At 42.6% G+C, this 18,439-nt stretch carries 16 protein-coding genes; 5 read left to right on the top strand and 11 right to left on the bottom strand.

The annotated features are described in order from the left end of the window. Positions 1-174: 174 nt before the first annotated feature. Positions 175-2,010 carry a translation elongation factor 4 gene (lepA, locus tag A5878_RS08065; protein WP_005226023.1) on the bottom strand — a complete coding sequence of 612 codons (1,836 nt, stop codon included), beginning with the start codon at positions 2,008-2,010 and terminating at the stop codon, positions 175-177. A gap of 145 nt (positions 2,011-2,155) precedes the next feature. Between lepA and eis the strand changes: the two genes are divergently transcribed. From eis to A5878_RS08045, 4 genes are all read left to right on the top strand, one after another. Continuing rightward, positions 2,156-3,370, top strand: a complete 1,215-nt coding sequence (eis, locus tag A5878_RS08060; RefSeq protein WP_005226022.1) for an enhanced intracellular survival protein Eis — start codon at positions 2,156-2,158, stop codon at positions 3,368-3,370. Positions 3,371-3,421: 51 nt separating this feature from the next. Beyond that, positions 3,422-3,907, top strand: a complete 486-nt coding sequence (locus tag A5878_RS08055; protein ID WP_010748216.1) for a nucleoside 2-deoxyribosyltransferase — start codon at positions 3,422-3,424, stop codon at positions 3,905-3,907. Then, positions 3,908-4,573 (top strand): hypothetical protein, encoded by a 666-nt coding sequence (locus A5878_RS08050; protein WP_005226020.1) that lies wholly within the window; start codon positions 3,908-3,910, stop codon positions 4,571-4,573. Between the two features lie 276 nt (positions 4,574-4,849). Then, the gene (locus A5878_RS08045) at positions 4,850-5,035 is read left to right on the top strand and encodes a hypothetical protein (RefSeq protein ID WP_005226019.1); all 186 of its coding nucleotides are present in this window, start codon (positions 4,850-4,852) and stop codon (positions 5,033-5,035) included. 61 nt (positions 5,036-5,096) lie between these two features. Here the strand turns inward: A5878_RS08045 and lepB are convergent, their stop codons facing one another. From lepB to clpB, 4 genes are all read right to left on the bottom strand, one after another. After that, positions 5,097-5,666, bottom strand: coding sequence for a signal peptidase I (lepB, locus tag A5878_RS08040; protein ID WP_060792036.1), 570 nt, complete (start codon positions 5,664-5,666; stop codon positions 5,097-5,099). 166 nt (positions 5,667-5,832) lie between these two features. Further along, on the bottom strand, positions 5,833-6,786 hold the full coding sequence (locus tag A5878_RS08035; RefSeq protein ID WP_086295310.1) for an ABC transporter ATP-binding protein: 954 nt from the start codon (positions 6,784-6,786) through the stop codon (positions 5,833-5,835). After that, positions 6,783-8,324: an ABC transporter permease/substrate-binding protein gene (locus tag A5878_RS08030; RefSeq protein ID WP_086295308.1), complete on the bottom strand. Its 1,542-nt coding sequence runs from the start codon at positions 8,322-8,324 to the stop codon at positions 6,783-6,785. The genes A5878_RS08035 and A5878_RS08030 overlap by 4 nt, the downstream gene beginning before the upstream one ends. A gap of 167 nt (positions 8,325-8,491) precedes the next feature. Beyond that, positions 8,492-11,095 (bottom strand): ATP-dependent chaperone ClpB, encoded by a 2,604-nt coding sequence (gene clpB / locus A5878_RS08025; RefSeq protein ID WP_086295306.1) that lies wholly within the window; start codon positions 11,093-11,095, stop codon positions 8,492-8,494. A gap of 309 nt (positions 11,096-11,404) precedes the next feature. Between clpB and A5878_RS08020 the strand changes: the two genes are divergently transcribed. Continuing rightward, positions 11,405-12,931: an ABC-F family ATP-binding cassette domain-containing protein gene (locus A5878_RS08020; RefSeq protein WP_010748209.1), complete on the top strand. Its 1,527-nt coding sequence runs from the start codon at positions 11,405-11,407 to the stop codon at positions 12,929-12,931. A gap of 38 nt (positions 12,932-12,969) precedes the next feature. Here the strand turns inward: A5878_RS08020 and A5878_RS08015 are convergent, their stop codons facing one another. From A5878_RS08015 to A5878_RS07990, 6 genes are all read right to left on the bottom strand, one after another. Beyond that, positions 12,970-14,001 (bottom strand): lysylphosphatidylglycerol synthase transmembrane domain-containing protein, encoded by a 1,032-nt coding sequence (locus A5878_RS08015; RefSeq protein WP_074535939.1) that lies wholly within the window; start codon positions 13,999-14,001, stop codon positions 12,970-12,972. A gap of 27 nt (positions 14,002-14,028) precedes the next feature. Continuing rightward, a complete protein-coding gene (locus A5878_RS08010; protein WP_010748207.1) occupies positions 14,029-14,301 on the bottom strand; it encodes a DUF1294 domain-containing protein in 273 nt (90 codons plus the stop codon). A gap of 33 nt (positions 14,302-14,334) precedes the next feature. Next, the gene (locus A5878_RS08005; protein ID WP_086295304.1) at positions 14,335-15,243 is read right to left on the bottom strand and encodes a diacylglycerol kinase family protein; all 909 of its coding nucleotides are present in this window, start codon (positions 15,241-15,243) and stop codon (positions 14,335-14,337) included. Between the two features lie 99 nt (positions 15,244-15,342). Then, on the bottom strand, positions 15,343-16,575 hold the full coding sequence (gene pepT, locus A5878_RS08000; protein WP_005226010.1) for a peptidase T: 1,233 nt from the start codon (positions 16,573-16,575) through the stop codon (positions 15,343-15,345). 11 nt (positions 16,576-16,586) lie between these two features. Continuing rightward, positions 16,587-17,705: a Nif3-like dinuclear metal center hexameric protein gene (locus tag A5878_RS07995; RefSeq protein WP_306297924.1), complete on the bottom strand. Its 1,119-nt coding sequence runs from the start codon at positions 17,703-17,705 to the stop codon at positions 16,587-16,589. Continuing rightward, positions 17,702-18,397, bottom strand: coding sequence for a tRNA (adenine(22)-N(1))-methyltransferase TrmK (locus tag A5878_RS07990; RefSeq protein ID WP_086295301.1), 696 nt, complete (start codon positions 18,395-18,397; stop codon positions 17,702-17,704). The genes A5878_RS07995 and A5878_RS07990 overlap by 4 nt, the downstream gene beginning before the upstream one ends. Positions 18,398-18,439 lie beyond the last annotated feature (42 nt).

The raw sequence follows: 18,439 nt of genomic DNA, 5'->3' as shown, positions 1-18,439 counted from the left end.
TCATCTCCGATCTTCAATCTATCAAAAGCCACGCATCAATCGATTGAAACTATCTACTAAACAACCGACGAATGTCCCTTCGGTCATTTTAGATTATTCTTTTTGATCAAAAAAAGCACCTTCTCTCGAAGGTACTTTCATTTTATTCCTCTTACTGACATCCGTCAAAACAGATTATTTCTTCGGTTCATCCTCATCCATCTTCAGAACTGCCATGAAGGCTTCTTGCGGTACTTCGACGGAGCCGATTTGTTTCATCCGCTTCTTCCCTTCTTTTTGTTTCTCTAGGAGTTTGCGTTTTCGAGAAACGTCACCGCCGTAACATTTCGCCAATACGTTCTTACGCAAGGCTTTGATGTCGGAACGCGCAACGATTTTTTGTCCGATGGCTGCTTGGATCGGTACTTCAAATTGTTGTCGTGGGATCAGTTTTTTCAGTTTTTCAACGATGGCTTTACCGCGTTCATACGCAAAGTCACGGTGAACGATAAAGCTTAACGCATCGACTTTTTCAGTATTCAGCAAGATGTCCATCTTCACTAGCTTGCTAGTTCGGTAACCAGACATTTCGTAATCGAGTGATGCGTACCCTTTGGTGCTGGATTTCAATTTATCAAAGAAATCAAAGACGATTTCCGATAGTGGGATCTCATAAACGACGTTCACTCGATAATCATCCAAGTAATCCATCGTGACAAAGTCTCCCCGTTTGCGTTGGGACAATTCCATTACAGCACCGACGTAATCATTAGGCACCATGATTTGTGCTTTGACGTAAGGTTCTTGTACGTTTTCAATCGTGACTGGTTCAGGAAATTCTGCTGGGTTATCAACGACCACCATTGAGCCATCTGTCTTGTTGACATGATAGATTACGGATGGTGCAGTCGTAATCAACTCAAGGTTAAATTCACGTTCTAGCCGTTCTTGCACGACATCCATGTGTAATAGGCCTAAGAAGCCGCAACGGAACCCAAATCCTAATGCTTGAGAGGTTTCTGGTTCAAATTGCAATGCTGCATCATTCAATTGTAATTTTTCCAATGCTTCTCGAAGGTCGTTGTAGCGTGAAGTATCGATTGGGTACAATCCGCAATAAACCATCGGATTCATTTGACGATAACCAGCTAAGGCTTCTTCTGCTGGATTGTTGGCTAATGTCACCGTATCCCCGACTTGGGTATCTTTAACGGTCTTGATGGCAGCAGTGATATACCCAACATCGCCCACCATCAACGCATCTCGTTGAATGGCTTTTGGTGAAAAGACACCAACTTCCGTAACATCAAAGGTCTTGCCATTGCTCATCATTTTGATTTTATCTCCAGGTTTGACCATCCCGTCCATGATGCGGACGTTTAAGACCACCCCACGATAGGAATCGTACACGGAGTCAAAGATCAACGCTTTTAGCGGTGCTTCAATATCACCTGCTGGAGCTGGGACATACTCAACAATTTGTTCCAAAATGTCTTCGATCCCAATACCTGCTTTGGCACTTGCTAAAACAGCTTCACTGGCATCGATACCGATCACATCTTCGATCTCTGTTCGTACTCGCTCAGGATCGGCAGCTGGCAAGTCTATTTTATTAATGACTGGTAGGATCTCTAAATCATTGTCTAACGCCAAGTAGACGTTTGCCAATGTCTGTGCTTCGATCCCTTGAGCTGCATCAACGACGAGCACGGCGCCTTCACAAGCAGCCAAACTGCGGGAAACTTCATAGGTGAAATCGACGTGCCCTGGAGTGTCGATCAAATGGAAGATGTAGGTTTCGCCGTCTTTGGCGGTATAGTTAAGTTCCACGGCATTTAATTTGATTGTGATTCCTCGTTCACGTTCAAGATCCATGGAGTCTAATAATTGGTTTTGCATTTCCCGTGACGTCACCGTATGGGTTTGTTCCAAAATACGGTCCGCCAGTGTTGATTTCCCATGGTCGATATGGGCGATAATGGAGAAATTACGAATCTTCTCCTGTCGTTTTTTCATTTCTTCTATGTTCATGGATACGTTCCTCATTTCTTTTAGTCAGCTTTTCTATTATACCAACGAAACGCCAATAGATAAAGTATTTTTCTTAACCGTTATTTAGACATATTCATTCAGGTTTTGCTATACTAGAGCTAGCAAATAAATTGGAGTTGAAAGAATGGACAATAATTTTCATCAAAATCTACATATTCGAGCGGTGGAAGAAAAAGACGTTGATCAGTTCAATGAACTGTTAAGCTATGTTTTTCAGATCACTGAATCGGATATTGAAGAAAGCGGCTATGAGAGCAAACGGGAAATGATTAAATCTAAGCGCCCGATCTTAGAGCTTTCCAAAGTCTTTGGCTGGTTCAATGAAGACAAGTTGATCTCGCAAATCGCCGTTTATCCTTGTGAAGTCAATATACACGGCAAATTGATCAAAATGGGCGGAGTGACCGGTGTTGGGACCTACCCTGAGTATGCCGGGCATGGCCTGATGAAAGACTTGATCAAGCTTGCCTTAGAAACGATGCGGGAAGATCAGCAATGGATCTCCTACCTTTACCCTTATAATGTGCCCTACTATCGTCGCAAAGGCTGGGAGATTATGTCCGACAAGCTGACCTTTAAAATTCGTGATACCCAGCTTCCGAAAACCAAAGAAGTCCCTGGGATCGTAGAGCGCAAAGAAGTGGATGACCCTGATGTCTTTACTGTCTACAACCAATTCTCCCGCGACAATCATGGTGCCTTGCAGCGGACCTCTTTTCACTGGGAAGAGTATTGGCGCTATGAAAATGAAGAAGAGCGCACCGCGGCTGTTTATTACAATGCCAGTGGTCATCCGACTGGTGTACTTTTTTATTGGGTAGCCGAAGAAGTCTTCCATGTAAAGGAAATGTTCTACTTGAATCAAGAAGCCCGCAATGGTCTTTGGAATTTTATCTCTGCTCATTTCTCAATGGTTTATTGGGTCAAAGGAGACATTTATTCAAATGAACCCCTGTCCTTCTACTTGGATGACAGCCAAATCAAAGAAACCATCGAGCCTTATTACATGGCGCGGATCGTCGATGTTGAACAGTTTTTGAAAAACTTCCCATTTGAAGCCTTCCAAACACCCTTTCACTTTGTTGTTTCCGACCCAGTTGCCGATTGGAACAACGGGATCTTCGGTGTCCAATACAATCACGGGGAGATCGTGGTTTCAAGAGAAGCCATCGGAAAAGCGGTCCAGCTGGATATTCAGACATTGTCTTGTCTATTGATGAATTACCGCCGCCCAGCTTACTTAGAGCGTGTGGAGCGGCTAAATACCGATTCAGAAACACTGGCATTACTGGAATCGATCATCCCTGATATGGAAGCCTATTTCAGCGATTATTTCTAAACAACGAATCAACAAAATGTACAACTATGAATGATTAAGGAGTGTTTTTGAATGAAACTATATTTTGCTGCTCCCCTGTTTGCTGCTAGTGACCTGCGCTACAACGCCGAACTTGTTGCGTCGATTCGTCAGCAGTATCCGCAGCTGGAGATTTATTTACCTCAAGAAAATGCCGCGATCAATGATAAATCCGCCTATGCGGATAGCAAAATGATCGCTTTGGCAGATACCGAAAAAGTGCTGGAAAGTGATTTAATGATCGCATTGCTGGATGGTTTGACCATCGATGCTGGGGTTGCCTCTGAGATCGGTGTCGCTTATGCTAAAGGCATTCCCGTTTTAGGGCTTTATACGGATAGTCGCCAACAAGGTGCCGACAATCAGCAAAAGCTGGCAGCATTACAAACCGTTGCGGAAAATCAGTTCCACTATGTCAATCTTTATACGGTGGGTTTGATCAAGCTAAACGGGGAAATTTACTCCTCTGAAGCAGCCCTTTTAGCTGGCTTAGCCGACTATCTTTCGGAGGACAACTAAATGGGGCAAAATTATCAGCGACTGCAAAAGGTATTCACTATTTTTGGTATTCTCGTGTTTTGTTTTTCTTTGTGGGAATTTTTCCGTGGTGTCTATCCGCAAACACAAGGATTGATTTTCCTCGCCCAAGCCTTGCTTGGGATTTTATTGATCTTCGTCCCAGAAATGAGTAAAAAGTTCTTGAAAATCCAGCTACCAAACGCCACCGTCTACTTTTATTGGTTTTTCTTGCTGATCTCTGTGTTTATGGGGACGATCTTACATTTGATCGAAACCATTGCATTCTGGGATAAAATTCTACATGCGGTAAGCCCAATGGTCTTGACGGCTGTCGGCTATGGATTGATCTGTCTGCTACTGAAAGAAGTCAAAGTTTCAAACGTCTCTCCCTGGTTATTCTTACTGATGGGCTTTGCTTTTGCTGGCTTGTGTGGTATCTTCTGGGAGTTTTGGGAGTTTATCTGCGATTCTGTTGGTGGAATGAACCTCCAACGTTATGCCACACTGGATGGCACCCCGTTTATCGGTCGTGAAGCATTGATGGATACGATGGGCGATTTACTAACCAACACGATTGGTGCTGCCTTGATGGGCGTGATCGCATATGTTCAAGGACGAGGCAAACCTGATTACTTTGAAAGTTATCGAATTAAAAAATTATCATAAACGACCATAAAAAGCTTGTTGAAACCATCGTTTTTCAACAAGCTTTTTTCTTTTGTTCTTTTATTCATAAAGAAAAATTTATAAAAATACTTAAATAACACATCTTATTTTTATAGATTCGCTGTCTATCAAGGTTTGACCTTTCTTACACTTCCCTATAAAACGATTACAACCACAAAAAAATTCCCTCGTTTAATCATTTTTATTTCCCCAAAAAACCATGGTCTGTTATAATTACATTATTCATTTGACGTTGCGTCAGTAAAGGAGAGGCTTATGGTTCTAACAGTGTTTTTTATTTTATGCTGCTTGATTTTTTCATCGATCACCTATGCGTTCTCTAAAGATGCTCGAAAATTTGTCCAACCTTTATCAATCAAAATTATTTTTATTGCATCAGCTATTATTGCGGTTTGGACAATGTTCTTTTCAATGGTTGCATTTGTCGCTTGGGTCATCTAAAAAACATTCTTGTCAGTTGCGATCGTTTTCGCTGCACTGGCAAGAATGTTTTTTCTTTTGATTAAAATAGTTTGATTTGATTCAATGGCCAAAAGCGCAGCAGCACTTTCCCTTCCATTTGATCTTCCGTTACAACCCCGAAACTGCGACTGTCTCTAGAGATCAAACGATTGTCTCCCATCACAAAATAGCTGCCTTCAGGAACCGTTACCGTAAAATCATCGGTAAAGTGTTCGGCACCAGCCGCGATTTGCTGAAACATTTCGCGATAAGAATATTCGTCTTGTAATTGATCGTCTGCAAATTTCTCTTTAAACTCATCTAAATAGGGTTCTTCGTATACTTCTCCATTGATCGTTAGGACATCATCTTTCATCTCGATGGTATCACCGGGTAAACCAATCAACCGCTTGACAGCGATTTTACTTGGATCATCTGGTTCAACACATATCACGATGTCTTGTCGGTCATAGGAGGAGATTTTTGATGCAATCAAACGCTGTTTATCTGCCAACGTCGGGTCCATAGAATGGCCACTGACTTGAACAGGGGTCAGGACAAACAGACGGATGAGAACCACGGCGACGATAAAGAAAAGCAGTAACCAATTTTCTTTGAGAATTTTTACCATAGCTGCTCTTTCGCTCCTTTACTGCATCTTTTGTCATCAGCGAAAGCTTGTTCTGCCATTTTGACAAAAGATATCTTCCTCAATCTTACGTGGAATATTTGCTTTGAGCAAGAGAAATCATCGATTTTAAAAAATTTATGATATTTCTCGTTGCGAAAAGAATCGTTTACGTTCGATCACGACTCAAGAAAGCAAACACATCTTTTCGACGTAGACTCCCTATCAGTTGGTGATTTTCTTCGATCACCACCGTCTCATGACTCGCAAATAAAGTATACAACTCATTTAATGGCGCAGATGCTGCAATTTTCGGGTCAGCTTGATTGATATCATTGCTGAAAAAGTTCATCCGTATCAAATCTCCTGCTGTGACCAGTTTTGCTTCATCTTCCCCGGTTTCTTCAAAGAAGCTTTTCACAAAAGCGGTCTTCGGTTGTGAAACGATGACTTCTGGTGTATCGCATTGAACGATCTTCCCTTGATTCATCACAGCGATGCGCGTCCCTAGTTTTACCGCTTCTTTCATGTTATGCGTGACAAAAATAATCGTCGTCCCAAGCTCTTTGTGCAGATCGAGGACTAGCTCCTGTAAAGAATTACGAGAAATTGGATCAAGGGCACTAAAGGGTTCGTCCATCAGAATGATTTCGGGATTGGCAGCTAACGCGCGCAAGATCCCGATCCGTTGCTGTTCTCCACCAGACAATTCTTTCGGCATTCGATGACGGTACTGCTCTGGGTCAAGTTTGACCTGTGTCAGCAAACGATCCACGGCTTCTGAGCGATCTTTTTTTGACCACCCTAACATCTCTGGGATCACTTCAATATTTTGTTTGACATCCATCGTCGGAAACAGAGCGATTTGTTGGAGAACATACCCCATTTGCCAACGCATCTTTTGAATATTGTATTCTTTGATGCGTTTTTCTTTGAAGTAAATATCACCATCTGTCGGTTCTGACAAGGCGTTGATCATCTTCAAAGTCGTCGTTTTCCCACTCCCAGAAGGACCGACCAAAACAAAGATTTCTCCTTTATTGATACTCAGATCTAATTGATCGATCACTAGTTTTTGATCAAACTTTTTACTGACGTTTTTAAATTCAATAATTGGTGTCATTCTTGTCCCTCCTTAATTAATCCTTCGTCTATCAGGAAGGTACGTGCGACTTCTGCTGGATTTTTTCCTTCGACATTGACCTGATAATTCATTTCACTCATTTGTTCTTCGGTGATTTTCCCTGCCAACTTTTCCAATGCACAGACGACTTCTGGATGTTCCTTGGCAAAGGCTTCTTTCATCAAAGGCGCTCCTTGATAAGGTGGAAATAGTTCCTGATCGTCTTCTAGAATAACTAAGCCATATTGACGCAATTCACTGTCCGTGGAATAGGCATCCAGTAGATTGATATCACCATTATTGATGGCTTGGTAACGCAATGCTGGTTCCATACTTTGGACACTTGGAAAATCTAGCCCATAAAGTTCTTGGATCCCCGCATATCCGTCCGTCCGATCAATGAATTCGAGAGTGAAGCCAGCTTTGATTTGATTTTCGATTTTCTTCAAATCAGAGATCGTGGTTAGTCCATTTTCCTCAGCAAATTCTTTTTTGACAGCCAACGCATAGGTATTTTGATACGCCATCGGCTGAAGCAAGGTCATCTCAAACTGATCCTTCAATAGATTGACTGCTTCGGTATAGGTTTCGTCGGAGTCAAGGTTTTGACTCGCAAGCTTTTCTGGTACCTCAACTAAGCTCTCCAACACGGTACCAGTAAACTCTGGATATATATCAACTTGACCATTGTCCAATGCGCTGAATAAGAAAGAGGTTTTTCCAAAATTTGGCTCTAGTTCAACTTGGGCATCAGGGTCTTCTTGTTCAATCAATTCTTTGTACATGTTGATCAAGATATCAGGTTCAGACCCTAGTTTCCCTGCGATCGTAATGGTTTTGGGAGCAAAAAATCCGCTTTGTGAGAAGGAAACCCCACCAATCAGCAAGATGATTGCTGCCAACGTGATCAAGGTATAGCGCGGTTTTAAATGTTGCAGGTAACGGATCAGGGTACTGAAAACAATCGCCAACAAGGCAGACCCGATCGCACCAATTAACGTTAACTCAGGCGCATTTCGATCGATCCCTAACAAAATAAAGGAACCTAACCCGCCAGCGCCAATCAAAGCGGCCAAGGTCGCTGTTCCGATGATCAAGACCAGCGCCGTGCGAATCCCAGAAATTATGACAGGCAAAGCAATCGGCAACTCGACTTTGATCAATCGGCGCATCCGAGACATACCAAATGCCGCAGCAGCTTCTTCGATTGATGGATCGATCTCCGAAAGGCCAATATAGGTATTTTGAAAGATCGGCAATAATGCATAAATAACTAATGCGATCAATGCAGGTGGCGTTCCGATCCCCACGAATGGAATCAATAAACCTAACAGTGCCAGTGATGGAATCGTCTGCAACACACTCGTTATTTGTAGGCCGACTTCCGCTGCCCGTTTATGATTAACCAGCCAAATAGCTAAAGGAACAGCAATAACGATCGCCACGAGCAGCGCAATGATCGACAATGATAAATGTTCAAAGACAGCTGTCAGCAATTCCCCTTTTCGCTCATTCAACGTTTCAAAAAAAGTATTCATCTTTTCATTCCTCTCCTACTCCATAAGAACAGTATAATCGAAGTGCGAATTTCCTCCAAACAACAAGCAAGGAGAACTTTTTTGTCTTATGTTGAGCGACAAAAAAACGATGGCTGCCAATGAAATGGCAACCATCGTTTTGTATTTATTCATTTGTTCTCTTTTTATTATTCGGTCATTGGCGTATTTTCAAAAACCAGCTGATCGTTCAATAATTCGATGGTGACTTGGGTCTTTGGTAAGACTCTGCCAGCAACGATTTCTTTTGCCAATGGGGTTTCGACTTCTCTCGTGATAAACCGACGGAGAGGACGCGCACCATACGCTGGCTCATAAGCATTTTCAGCGATCCAGCGTTTGGCTTCTTCAGTGATCGTCAACAGTATATCTTGGACTTCCAGTCGTTGTGAAAGCTGTGCGATGATCTTGTCGACGATGCCTGTCACATCGTTTAGACTAAGCGGTGTGAATAAAATCGTATCGTCGATCCGATTTAAGAATTCTGGTTTGAAATGCCCTCTCAAGAGATTACGGACAGTTTCTGCGACAGTTTCTGGGATCGTTCCTTCTGCCGTTACACCATCTAGCAAGACTTGAGAGCCGATATTGCTAGTCATGATCAAGACGGTATTTTTGAAATCAACGACGCGTCCTTTTGAGTCTGTCAAACGGCCATCATCAAGCACTTGCAATAAGATATTGAAGACATCTGGATGGGCTTTTTCGATCTCATCCAATAAGACGATCGTGTATGGATTGCGTCGAACGGCTTCAGTCAATTGTCCACCTTCTTCAAATCCAACATAGCCTGGAGGGGCACCGACCAAACGAGACACCGAATGTTTTTCCATGTATTCGCTCATATCGATCCGAACCATATGCTCTTCAGAGTCAAAGAGGTTGACCGCTAACGCTTTCGCTAATTCGGTCTTACCGACGCCGGTCGGTCCTAAGAACAAGAAGGAACCTAATGGTCGATTTGGATCTTGCAGACCAGCTCGGGAACGAATGACTGCGTCACTGACGGCATCGACTGCCTCATCTTGTCCGATCACTCGTTGATGCAAGGTCTCGTTTAATTTCAACAGTTTTTCTCGTTCGCCCTCCACTAATTTCGCAACAGGGATTCCTGTCAAGCGGCCCACGACTAAGGCGATCTCATTTTCTGTCACTGACTCTTGAACCATTCGAATGCCTTCGTCTTGGTTTTTTTCTTCCAATTCAGCGAGTTCTTTTTCCAGTTGGGGAATCGTCCCATGACGAAGAACAGCTGCCCGTTCCAAATCATAGTTATTTTCAGCATCTTCCAACTCATGCTTGGCTTTATCGATCTCTGCCCGTTTATTGGAAACTGCATTGACTTCTTCTTTTTCCGTTTCCCACTGCATTTTCATGGTATTGACTTCTTCACGCAATTCCGCCAATTCTTCTTGTAAAATGCCTAAACGTTTTTTCGATGCATCATCAGATTCTTTTTTCAGTGCGGCTTCTTCGATCTCCAATTGCATCAAACGTCGAGTGACCTGATCGAGCTCGGTAGGCATCGAATTCATTTCTACCCGAATCGTGGCACTTGCTTCGTCGATCAAATCGATGGCTTTGTCTGGTAAAAAGCGGTCCGTGATATACCGATCAGATAAGGTCGCAGCAGCAACAAGCGCATTGTCATGGATATTGACGCCATGATGGATCTCGAACCGTTCTTTCAAGCCACGTAAAATCGAAATCGTATCTTGAACGGTTGGTTCCTGTACCAGCACTTTTTGGAAACGACGTTCCAAGGCTTTGTCCTTTTCCATGTATTGACGGTATTCATCAAGGGTGGTTGCGCCAATCGTATGCAATTCTCCCCGTGCCAGCATTGGTTTTAGTAAGTTTCCAGCATCCATGCTGCCTTCCGTCTTACCAGCACCTACAATATTGTGGATCTCATCAATAAAGAGAATGATCCGTCCATCGGCTTTTTTCACTTCTTGTAAGACGGCTTTCAAACGCTCTTCAAATTCACCTCGGAACTTGGCACCTGCGATCAAGGCACCCATATCCAGAGAAAAGATCGTTTTGTCTTTTAGGTTTTCTGGGACGTCTTTTCGCACGATCCGTTGAGCCAATCCTTCAACAATGGCTGTTTTACCAACCCCCGGTTCACCAATCAAAACGGGATTGTTTTTTGTTTTCCGAGAAAGGATGCGAATCACGTCGCGAATTTCTTCGTCTCGTCCGATAATGGGGTCCATTTTTCCGCTGCGGACTTGTTGGACCAAGTCAACGCCGTATTTTTCTAATGCTTTGTATTGTTCTTCTTGATTTTGTGAGGTCACACGATCCCCTCCTCTTAATGTTTCGATCGTTTGCTTGATTTCTTTTGCGGTGATTCCTTGTTTCTTTAAATACACCGTCAATGGATGATTTTTCAATTTCATCAACGCATAAAGGACGATTTCTGTGGAAAGATACTCGTCTTGAAATTCATTTTTTAATTGATCTGCCTCAGACAAAAGATGAAACAGATTTTGACTCATGGATTGACCATAACGAACATTTCCTCCTTCAACCGAAGGCAGTTCATCTAGTAGCTGGTCGACTTCCTTTTCAAATGCATCGACATCAAGGCCTGTATCCGTATAAAAATTGCGGCCGAATTGATTGGCTTGCAATAAAATCTTCCATAAATGCGGAATATCGATTTCTTGGTGGTGACGCGTCATGGCAATCTGCTGTGCTTCCGCGATGGCACTCTGTAATGTAGTCGTCATTTTTTCTGGGTTCATACTTTTCCCTCCCAAAATGGTAGTCAGAAAAATTAGTACACTGCAAGCAGCATCCTTTTTTCTACTCTTCTATTATACAATATTGGTCAGTAATGGTCAAAAGATTTCCCTCGAAGATCAAGATTTTTTTCAGTATTCTTTCATGAAAATTGACAGATAGGAAGCCGCAATGGTATGCTAGGTCCTGATTGGTCAGGAACAATCGATTTTCCTGATCCTTTTGATCGCTCTTTGGCGATAGTTATTCAGTAAGATTATCTACTTAGCTGTAACGTCTACTGTTTACAGCTTTTTTATATGGAGGAAACGATGTTAACATTAACGAATATTAGCCAACAATTTGGCGACAAATTGCTTTACGAAGATGTTTCCGTTCAAATCAACCGTGGGGAAAAAGTCGGGTTGATTGGACGGAATGGCGCCGGCAAAAGTACTTTAATCAAAATCATTACAGGAGAAATTCTCCCAGACGATGGCTTTGTTCAATTTCCGAAAAATTTGAAAATGGGCTATTTGGATCAATATGTCAATGTTGATGAAACGCAATCGATCCGTGATTTTTTGCGCTCTGCCTTTGCAGAAGACTTCGAAAAAGAACAACAGATCGCAGATCTTTATACTGCTTATGGCGAAAGTCTTGACGATAAGCTTTTAGAAAAAGCCGGCGAATTGCAAAATCAATTGGATCAAGGAAATTTCTACCAAATGGATACATTGATCGATGATTTAGCAGAAGGATTAGGTATTTCGGTTCTCGGCATGGATACCCCCCTTGCTTCTTTAAGTGGTGGTCAACGCTCAAAATTGATCTTAGCAAAAATGCTGCTAGAAAAACCCGACATGCTGATTTTAGATGAACCGACCAACCACTTAGATGATGAGCATATCAAATGGCTGGTTGAGTTTTTACAGGACTTTACTGGTACCTACTTAGTCGTTTCTCATGATCGTCAATTTTTGAATGAAATCACGACCCATATCATTGATATCGAATTTGGCAAGCTTTCTAAGTATACGGGGAATTTAGACAAAGCATTAAAGCTAAAAACGCTGCAAAATGAAAGTTATATGAAGCAATACGAAGCACAACAAGAGCATATCAAGAAAACCGAAAGCTATATCCGTAAATACAAAGCTGGTTCTCGTTCAACAATGGCAAAGAGTCGTGAAAAACAATTGGCAAAAATCGAACGTTTGACCCCACCCCAAGATGTCCCTAAACCGCATCTAGGATTTGATTTGGCACCGATCGTTACGACCTTGGCATTAGAGACGACCAATCTAGTGATCGGTTATGACCAAAAGCCTTTACTATCGCCAATCAACCTAACGATCCGCTATGGCGAAAAAATTGCGATTCGGGGATTTAATGGGATCGGTAAATCGACGTTGATCAAAACAATACTTGGTGTGATCCCTGCAATTGAAGGAACCGTTTCTTACCCACAGCATACAAAGTTTAATTACTTTTCTCAAGATCTTGACTGGGAGTATCCATTACAGACGCCTCTGCAATACCTCGAGGATCTTTTCCCAAAGGCAACCAACAAAGAATTGCGACGACAACTTTCTCGTGCGGGATTACCTAGCCAGCTTGCTCAAGAGGAATTGAAATTATTAAGTGGTGGCGAGCAGACAAAAGTGAAGTTAGCTGAAATGATGTTGATCAAAAGCAACTTTTTGATTCTTGATGAACCGACCAACCATATCGATCAAGACACGAAAAACAATTTGGAAGAAACCCTGGCAGCTTTTCCCGGAACCGTTCTAATCGTTTCCCATGAAGCTGAATTCTATGAATCCTTTGTTGATCGGATCATTGATTTGAAAGACTAAAAAAAACGCTTATCCTCTACTCGAAGATAAGCGTTTTTTTAACTTTCCACTTTTTCTTTTCTAAGCTCTGTCAGCTCTTGGCTAATGTCTTTGCGCTTTTCTTTCATTACATATGCAAAGCCAATAATGAAGGGCCAAATGAATGTCGCTAAGCGATACAGCAGCATAGAAGATGCTGCATCGACTGTGCCGACTAATGGACCAAAAAGCAGCATATAAATAAATTCAAAGGAACCGATCCCTGCCGGTGTTGGAATCACCCCGGACAAGACGACGGCAAAGCTGATGAAGGATAACGTCAACAAGAAATCGATCTCTGGGTGCTGCACGACAAGAATCACATAAGGGATCACGTACCAAGGCAGCATCTTCAAAAGATTCCAAAGGTAGATGCGTAAGAAAGCGGTCCGGTCGGTAATGATTGCATTGACCGTTTCTCGCAAAGAATAGATCTGGGTGTTGCATTTGTCAACGATCCCTCTTAACGCTGCACTTTTGAATAGCTTATTGCTGACGATCACAAAAAAGACTTGAATATTGATACTGACAGAAAGTGCCAATAAAGCGGCTATGATCAAAAAGACGAGTACGATCCCCGCCAATATCACCCAAATCATATTCGGCGCATTGTCATAGAATAACGAGAATTGAATGATCAACCCAGCGATCGCATAAGTCAATATGGCAAACTTATACATCACCATGTGTAAGGTGGTGACCCCAACCCCTTGTGACAACTGCAAGCCATTTTTACGATAAAAATTCACCTCTGAGATCAAGGTGCCCGCGCCAAACGTCACGATCCGATAAAACCCACTGTAACAGACGGTTAGAAACCCCGCCTTGGTGGTGAATTCCGGTTGAAAAGTCACTGCGATCTCTTTGACTGTTCGTCCTTCAATCACTAAGTACAATGTGCCAAGCCCCATAACCAGTAAGACGACGAGAAAGCTGGTCTCTCTTAGCCCCGCTAAAATTTCCATCATCGAGTTACGGACAAAAAAATACATCACACCCAGAATGCCTACTAGTAAAAGTAAATTAAGGGCGAACTTCACTTTAGTTTTCATATTAACTCCTTGCTTGTTAAACCGAATTTATGCAAAAAAGACCATCAGCAGGATAGCAAAAACGGTGCCGAAAGCAAAAAAGAAATAAAACTTCTTCTTTCTTGTTTTATGGCGAAACACGCGTTGCGCGATCAAACCGCCTAATCCGCCGCCAATCGCCCCCATAAAAAGGAGATTTGCTTCGGGAACCCGCCAACCTTGTTTTACTGCCTGATATTTATCATAACCCATCAGACAGAAAAGATAAAGATTGACTGCAATTAAATAAAACCACAATGGATTGTAAATCAGTGCATCCATCCATTTCCTCCATATGATTGATCGTAGGGACCATTATTTTGATTCTTGTGCTTCCTCAGGTACCAACATCGTCAACCCGTGCTTAATGACTTTCATCTCGATTGGCAGATCATCCGTTGGATCGCCGTCGGTCCGAGTATGAACCGTTTTTTCTTTCGCCTTGATCGAGACCTTTGCGGCAGTAAAATATTCAACACTTGGTACTTTGGCAATTCTACCCCGAATAATTCTTGGCAAATACAAAATAAACCGTAAAATGTTCAATTTTGGCAAAAGAATAACATGGAACAAGCCATCGTCAGGCTTTGCTTCTTCATCAAAGTTCTTAAACCCACCTGCTGAATTCGACATGACGATCGTCAGTAATTGACTTTTCCCCTGCCATTTCCGTTCGTCAGCGATGACTTCCAATTTGTATTGTTTCTTTTTGATCAACAGATGAATGAACCGTTTCATAAACGCCAACGGACCGTACTGTTGTTTTTCTTCTTGGGAAGTTGCGGCGGCGGTATCTGCCAAAAGACCAATGGTCATCGTCGAGATCATTACTTGATCATTGACCATCCCATAATCGATCGGACGTTCAACCCCTGTTAAAATATTCTCAAACGCTTCTTCTGGCTTGACTGGTATACCCAACATTCGAGCGAAGTTATTTACCGTTCCTCCAGGAATGATCCCGATCTTCAGCTCATCCAGCTTTTCTTTGAAGGTTTGCAGCCCATGATGGATCGTTCCATCCCCACCAATAATAACAATCGTATCGACCGCATGTTTCTTGGCTGCCTCTTTAACATCCGCAGGGTCAACATCGGGATTTGACGCTTGTAAAAACACTTGATGCTCATCGCCTTGTTCGTTCACATAGGCTTGGAATTTTTCTGCTGTTTCTTTTGCTTCACTTTTCCCCGCTGTATCGTTGTATAATACGAGAATTTTCATCCTATTCACATCCTAATAAAAGGCCGGGCCTTACGCAAGACCTGCGTGAAGAGTTCCCAGCCCTAAAGTTGTTCTTTTCTTTCAATGAAGAAGCTGCTGCTATGCTTGCGCATTCAATTCGGCGATTTTCACGATCACATCGGTCGCTTTCATCATTGATTGTAGTGAGACGAACTCATAACGTCCATGCATATTTTCTCCACCAGCAAAGATATTCGGGGTTGGAATCCCTAGATAGGAGATTTTCGAGCCATCCGTACCACCACGGACAGGTTCTGTCATCGGTGTGATTCCAACTGCTTTCATCGCATCTTTCGCTAAATCAATGATGCTCATATCTTTTTCGATGATTTCTTTCATGTTGTAGTATTGATCATATAGATGTACGTGCACTCGTGGTTCATCAAAGCGGGCATTCAAACTTTCTTGAACCGCTAATAATTGTGCTTTTCTTTCTTCAAAACGACTCCGATCATGATCTCGAATAATGTATGCCATTTTCGCTTCTTCTACTGAACCACTAAGGCTCATCAAATGGAAGAACCCTTCTGTCCCTTCGGTTTTCTCAGGAACTTCATCAGCAGGTAGCGCATTTTGAAAATCGACTGCTAATTGCAAGGCGTTGATCATGGTGTCTTTGGCTGTTCCAGGGTGGACATTTTTTCCTTGGATCGTAATTTCAGCTTGCGCCGCATTGAAGGTTTCGTATTGCAATTCTCCTACTGGACCGCCATCCATTGTATAGGCAAAATCAACATTGAAATCTTCAACATCGAATTTATCGGCACCAACACCAATTTCTTCATCAGGTCCAAATGCGACTTTGATTTCCCCATGCTTGATCGTTGGGTTTTTCAGTAAAATTTCCATGGCTGTCATGATTTCTGCAATACCTGACTTATCATCAGAACCTAATAAAGTGGTACCATCAGTAGTGATCAAGGTTTCGCCAGCATAATTTTTTAAATTCGGAAAATCTTTTGTGTTTAATGTGTATTTTCCTTCTTTATCTAATTTAATGGTCGATTCGCCATCGTAATTTTCGATGATCTGCGGATCAACATTTTCTGCATTAAAATCGGCGGTATCCATATGGGCGATAAAACCGATGGAGCGCACGTCATGATCGACGTTACTTGGTAATGTTGCGATCACGAAACCATTGGATTCATTGTAATGAACATCGCTTAACCCTAGTTCTTCAAGTTCTTTTTGCAGTTCTTTAGCAAACGCGACTTGTGTTTGGGTGGAAGGTGTTGTGGTGCTTGTCGCATCTGAGCGAGTTTCTGTTTTGACATATTTTAAAAAGCGAGGCAATAAATTTTCGTACATAAAAGATTCTCCTATCTATAGTCAAATGGATTTGTTGAAGTGGTGGAAGGAACAAAGGTCACAGCCCAGTTCTCTTCTGCTTTCCACTGATTGAATTTCTCAATAAACCAAGGAATACATTCCTTTTCGATGTTGTGCCCTGGATCGATCCCGATCAACCCATTGGCTTGCATGTCATGGGCGAAATGGTAACTGATATCGCCAGTGATGTACACATCCGCTTGATGGCGTAAGGCATCGGAATAAAACGATTGACCACTGCCGCCACAAATGGCGATTCGCTGAATTTTTTCAGGTGCATTAGGAAAACTGACAACCCGTAAAGCAGTCAAACCAAACCGCTCTTTGACACGTGCGACAAACTGATCAATGGAAAGAGGCTCAGCGAGGTTGCCAACCCGTCCGATTCCATAGGTCTTCGGCAAATTGTCTAAGGCATACAGATCATAAGCTGGCTCTTCGTAAGGATGAGCAGCGATCATTGCCGAAAGGACCTTTTTCTCGATCGTTTCTGGAAAAATGACTTCGATTTTCGCTTCTTGCACCTGTTCTTCTTTTCCGATCTCACCGATGGCAGGATGCGCCGCTTGCTGTGGTGTAAAGCGACCGGTGCCAATCAATGAATAGCTGGTGTTTTGGTAATTGCCTTGCTGACCAGCACCAGCTTTTCCTAATGCCTTTCGCAATGCTGGTGCCGATTCAACAGGTGTAAATACAGCTAGTTTCTTCATTTTTACTTGATGGGTTTGCTTCAAGTACGTATCTGGTTCAACTTCTAGCAGTTCACAAAACCAATCGTTCAAACCGTCTTCAATAATATCCATATTGGTGTGGGCGGCGTAAACGGCGATATCATGCTTGACGAGATCCATCAACATCTTTTGTTGCGGATCATCGGTCAGCAAGCGGTTCAAAGGGCGAAAGATCGGTGGATGTTTCGCGATGATCAAGTCGATCTTTTTCTCGATGGCTTCGGTTACCACTTCTGGACGTACATCAAGGGTCATCATGACTCGCTCGAGGGGTTTGTTTAATGTACCAACATGCAGACCAACAGGATCGCCTTCTTCTGCCAACCATAACGGGCAGTATGCTTCAAAGCGTTTGATAAATTCTTGACCAGAAATCATGCCAGTACCTCCTTGATCCATTCGATTTGTTCTTTCAATTCATTCATTTTCTCAGCAGGTGGTTCTTTGGCTTTCTCTAACTCTTTGACCACTCGTTGACGCTGCTTCAATTCATGCTGCCATTTTTTATAAAAAACTGGATTTTTTTCTTTTAATAAAAAGGGACCAAAAAATAATTGCTGGGTCGTGTACGTCGCTTTTCCAGTTTCCGCAACGATGATTTCATAATTTTTGTCATTTTCTTCTAACAGCACTTCATGAGTGATCGTAAAATTGTGATCAACGAGCCATTCCCGCAAGGTCCTTTCGCCAACATTCGGTTGTAAGACCAAACGTTTGACCCCCGCTAAGCGATTTTTTCTGCTGCCTTCTTCTAAAATAGAGCGAATCAAAGTTCCCCCCATTCCAGCAACAACAACCGTGTCGATCTTATCTGCTGGCTGAATAGCGTCCAATCCGTCTGCTAAGCGCACCACGATCTTCTCTGTTAGCCCGTTTTTACGTACTTGTTTACTGGCAGAATCATAAGGTCCTTGAACGACTTCTCCAGCTACAGCATAAGTGATTTTGTTCTGCAGCATCAATGCCACAGGTAAATAAGCATGGTCGGAACCGATGTCGGCGATACGTGCTTGATCGGGAATTTGTTCCCCCACGCAAGCCAAACGATCCGATAATGCATGTTCGTTCATATTGTCACTCCTTCTTTCGTAGTATAACACGCTTTCCATAAA

The organism is Enterococcus sp. 3G6_DIV0642 (assembly GCF_002140635.1).
In the GTDB taxonomy this organism is placed as follows: domain Bacteria; phylum Bacillota; class Bacilli; order Lactobacillales; family Enterococcaceae; genus Enterococcus_D; species Enterococcus_D casseliflavus.
This window is presented reverse-complemented; position numbering and strand designations above follow the sequence as displayed.

What these genes read in the sequence shown, in the direction of transcription:
- lepA (WP_005226023.1), bottom strand. Translation starts at nt 2,010, where the DNA reads ATGAACATAGAAGAAATGAAAAAACGACAGGAGAAGATTCGTAATTTC.
- A5878_RS07995 (WP_306297924.1), bottom strand. Translation starts at nt 17,705, where the DNA reads ATGATTTCTGGTCAAGAATTTATCAAACGCTTTGAAGCATACTGCCCG.
- A5878_RS08030 (WP_086295308.1), bottom strand. Translation starts at nt 8,324, where the DNA reads ATGAATACTTTTTTTGAAACGTTGAATGAGCGAAAAGGGGAATTGCTG.
- A5878_RS08005 (WP_086295304.1), bottom strand. Translation starts at nt 15,243, where the DNA reads ATGAAAATTCTCGTATTATACAACGATACAGCGGGGAAAAGTGAAGCA.
- pepT (WP_005226010.1), bottom strand. Translation starts at nt 16,575, where the DNA reads ATGTACGAAAATTTATTGCCTCGCTTTTTAAAATATGTCAAAACAGAA.
- A5878_RS08010 (WP_010748207.1), bottom strand. Translation starts at nt 14,301, where the DNA reads ATGGATGCACTGATTTACAATCCATTGTGGTTTTATTTAATTGCAGTC.
- A5878_RS07990 (WP_086295301.1), bottom strand. Translation starts at nt 18,397, where the DNA reads ATGAACGAACATGCATTATCGGATCGTTTGGCTTGCGTGGGGGAACAA.
- A5878_RS08035 (WP_086295310.1), bottom strand. Translation starts at nt 6,786, where the DNA reads ATGACACCAATTATTGAATTTAAAAACGTCAGTAAAAAGTTTGATCAA.
- A5878_RS08015 (WP_074535939.1), bottom strand. Translation starts at nt 14,001, where the DNA reads ATGAAAACTAAAGTGAAGTTCGCCCTTAATTTACTTTTACTAGTAGGC.
- A5878_RS08020 (WP_010748209.1), top strand. Translation starts at nt 11,405, where the DNA reads ATGTTAACATTAACGAATATTAGCCAACAATTTGGCGACAAATTGCTT.
- A5878_RS08050 (WP_005226020.1), top strand. Translation starts at nt 3,908, where the DNA reads ATGGGGCAAAATTATCAGCGACTGCAAAAGGTATTCACTATTTTTGGT.
- clpB (WP_086295306.1), bottom strand. Translation starts at nt 11,095, where the DNA reads ATGAACCCAGAAAAAATGACGACTACATTACAGAGTGCCATCGCGGAA.
- eis (WP_005226022.1), top strand. Translation starts at nt 2,156, where the DNA reads ATGGACAATAATTTTCATCAAAATCTACATATTCGAGCGGTGGAAGAA.
- A5878_RS08055 (WP_010748216.1), top strand. Translation starts at nt 3,422, where the DNA reads ATGAAACTATATTTTGCTGCTCCCCTGTTTGCTGCTAGTGACCTGCGC.
- lepB (WP_060792036.1), bottom strand. Translation starts at nt 5,666, where the DNA reads ATGGTAAAAATTCTCAAAGAAAATTGGTTACTGCTTTTCTTTATCGTC.
- A5878_RS08045 (WP_005226019.1), top strand. Translation starts at nt 4,850, where the DNA reads ATGGTTCTAACAGTGTTTTTTATTTTATGCTGCTTGATTTTTTCATCG.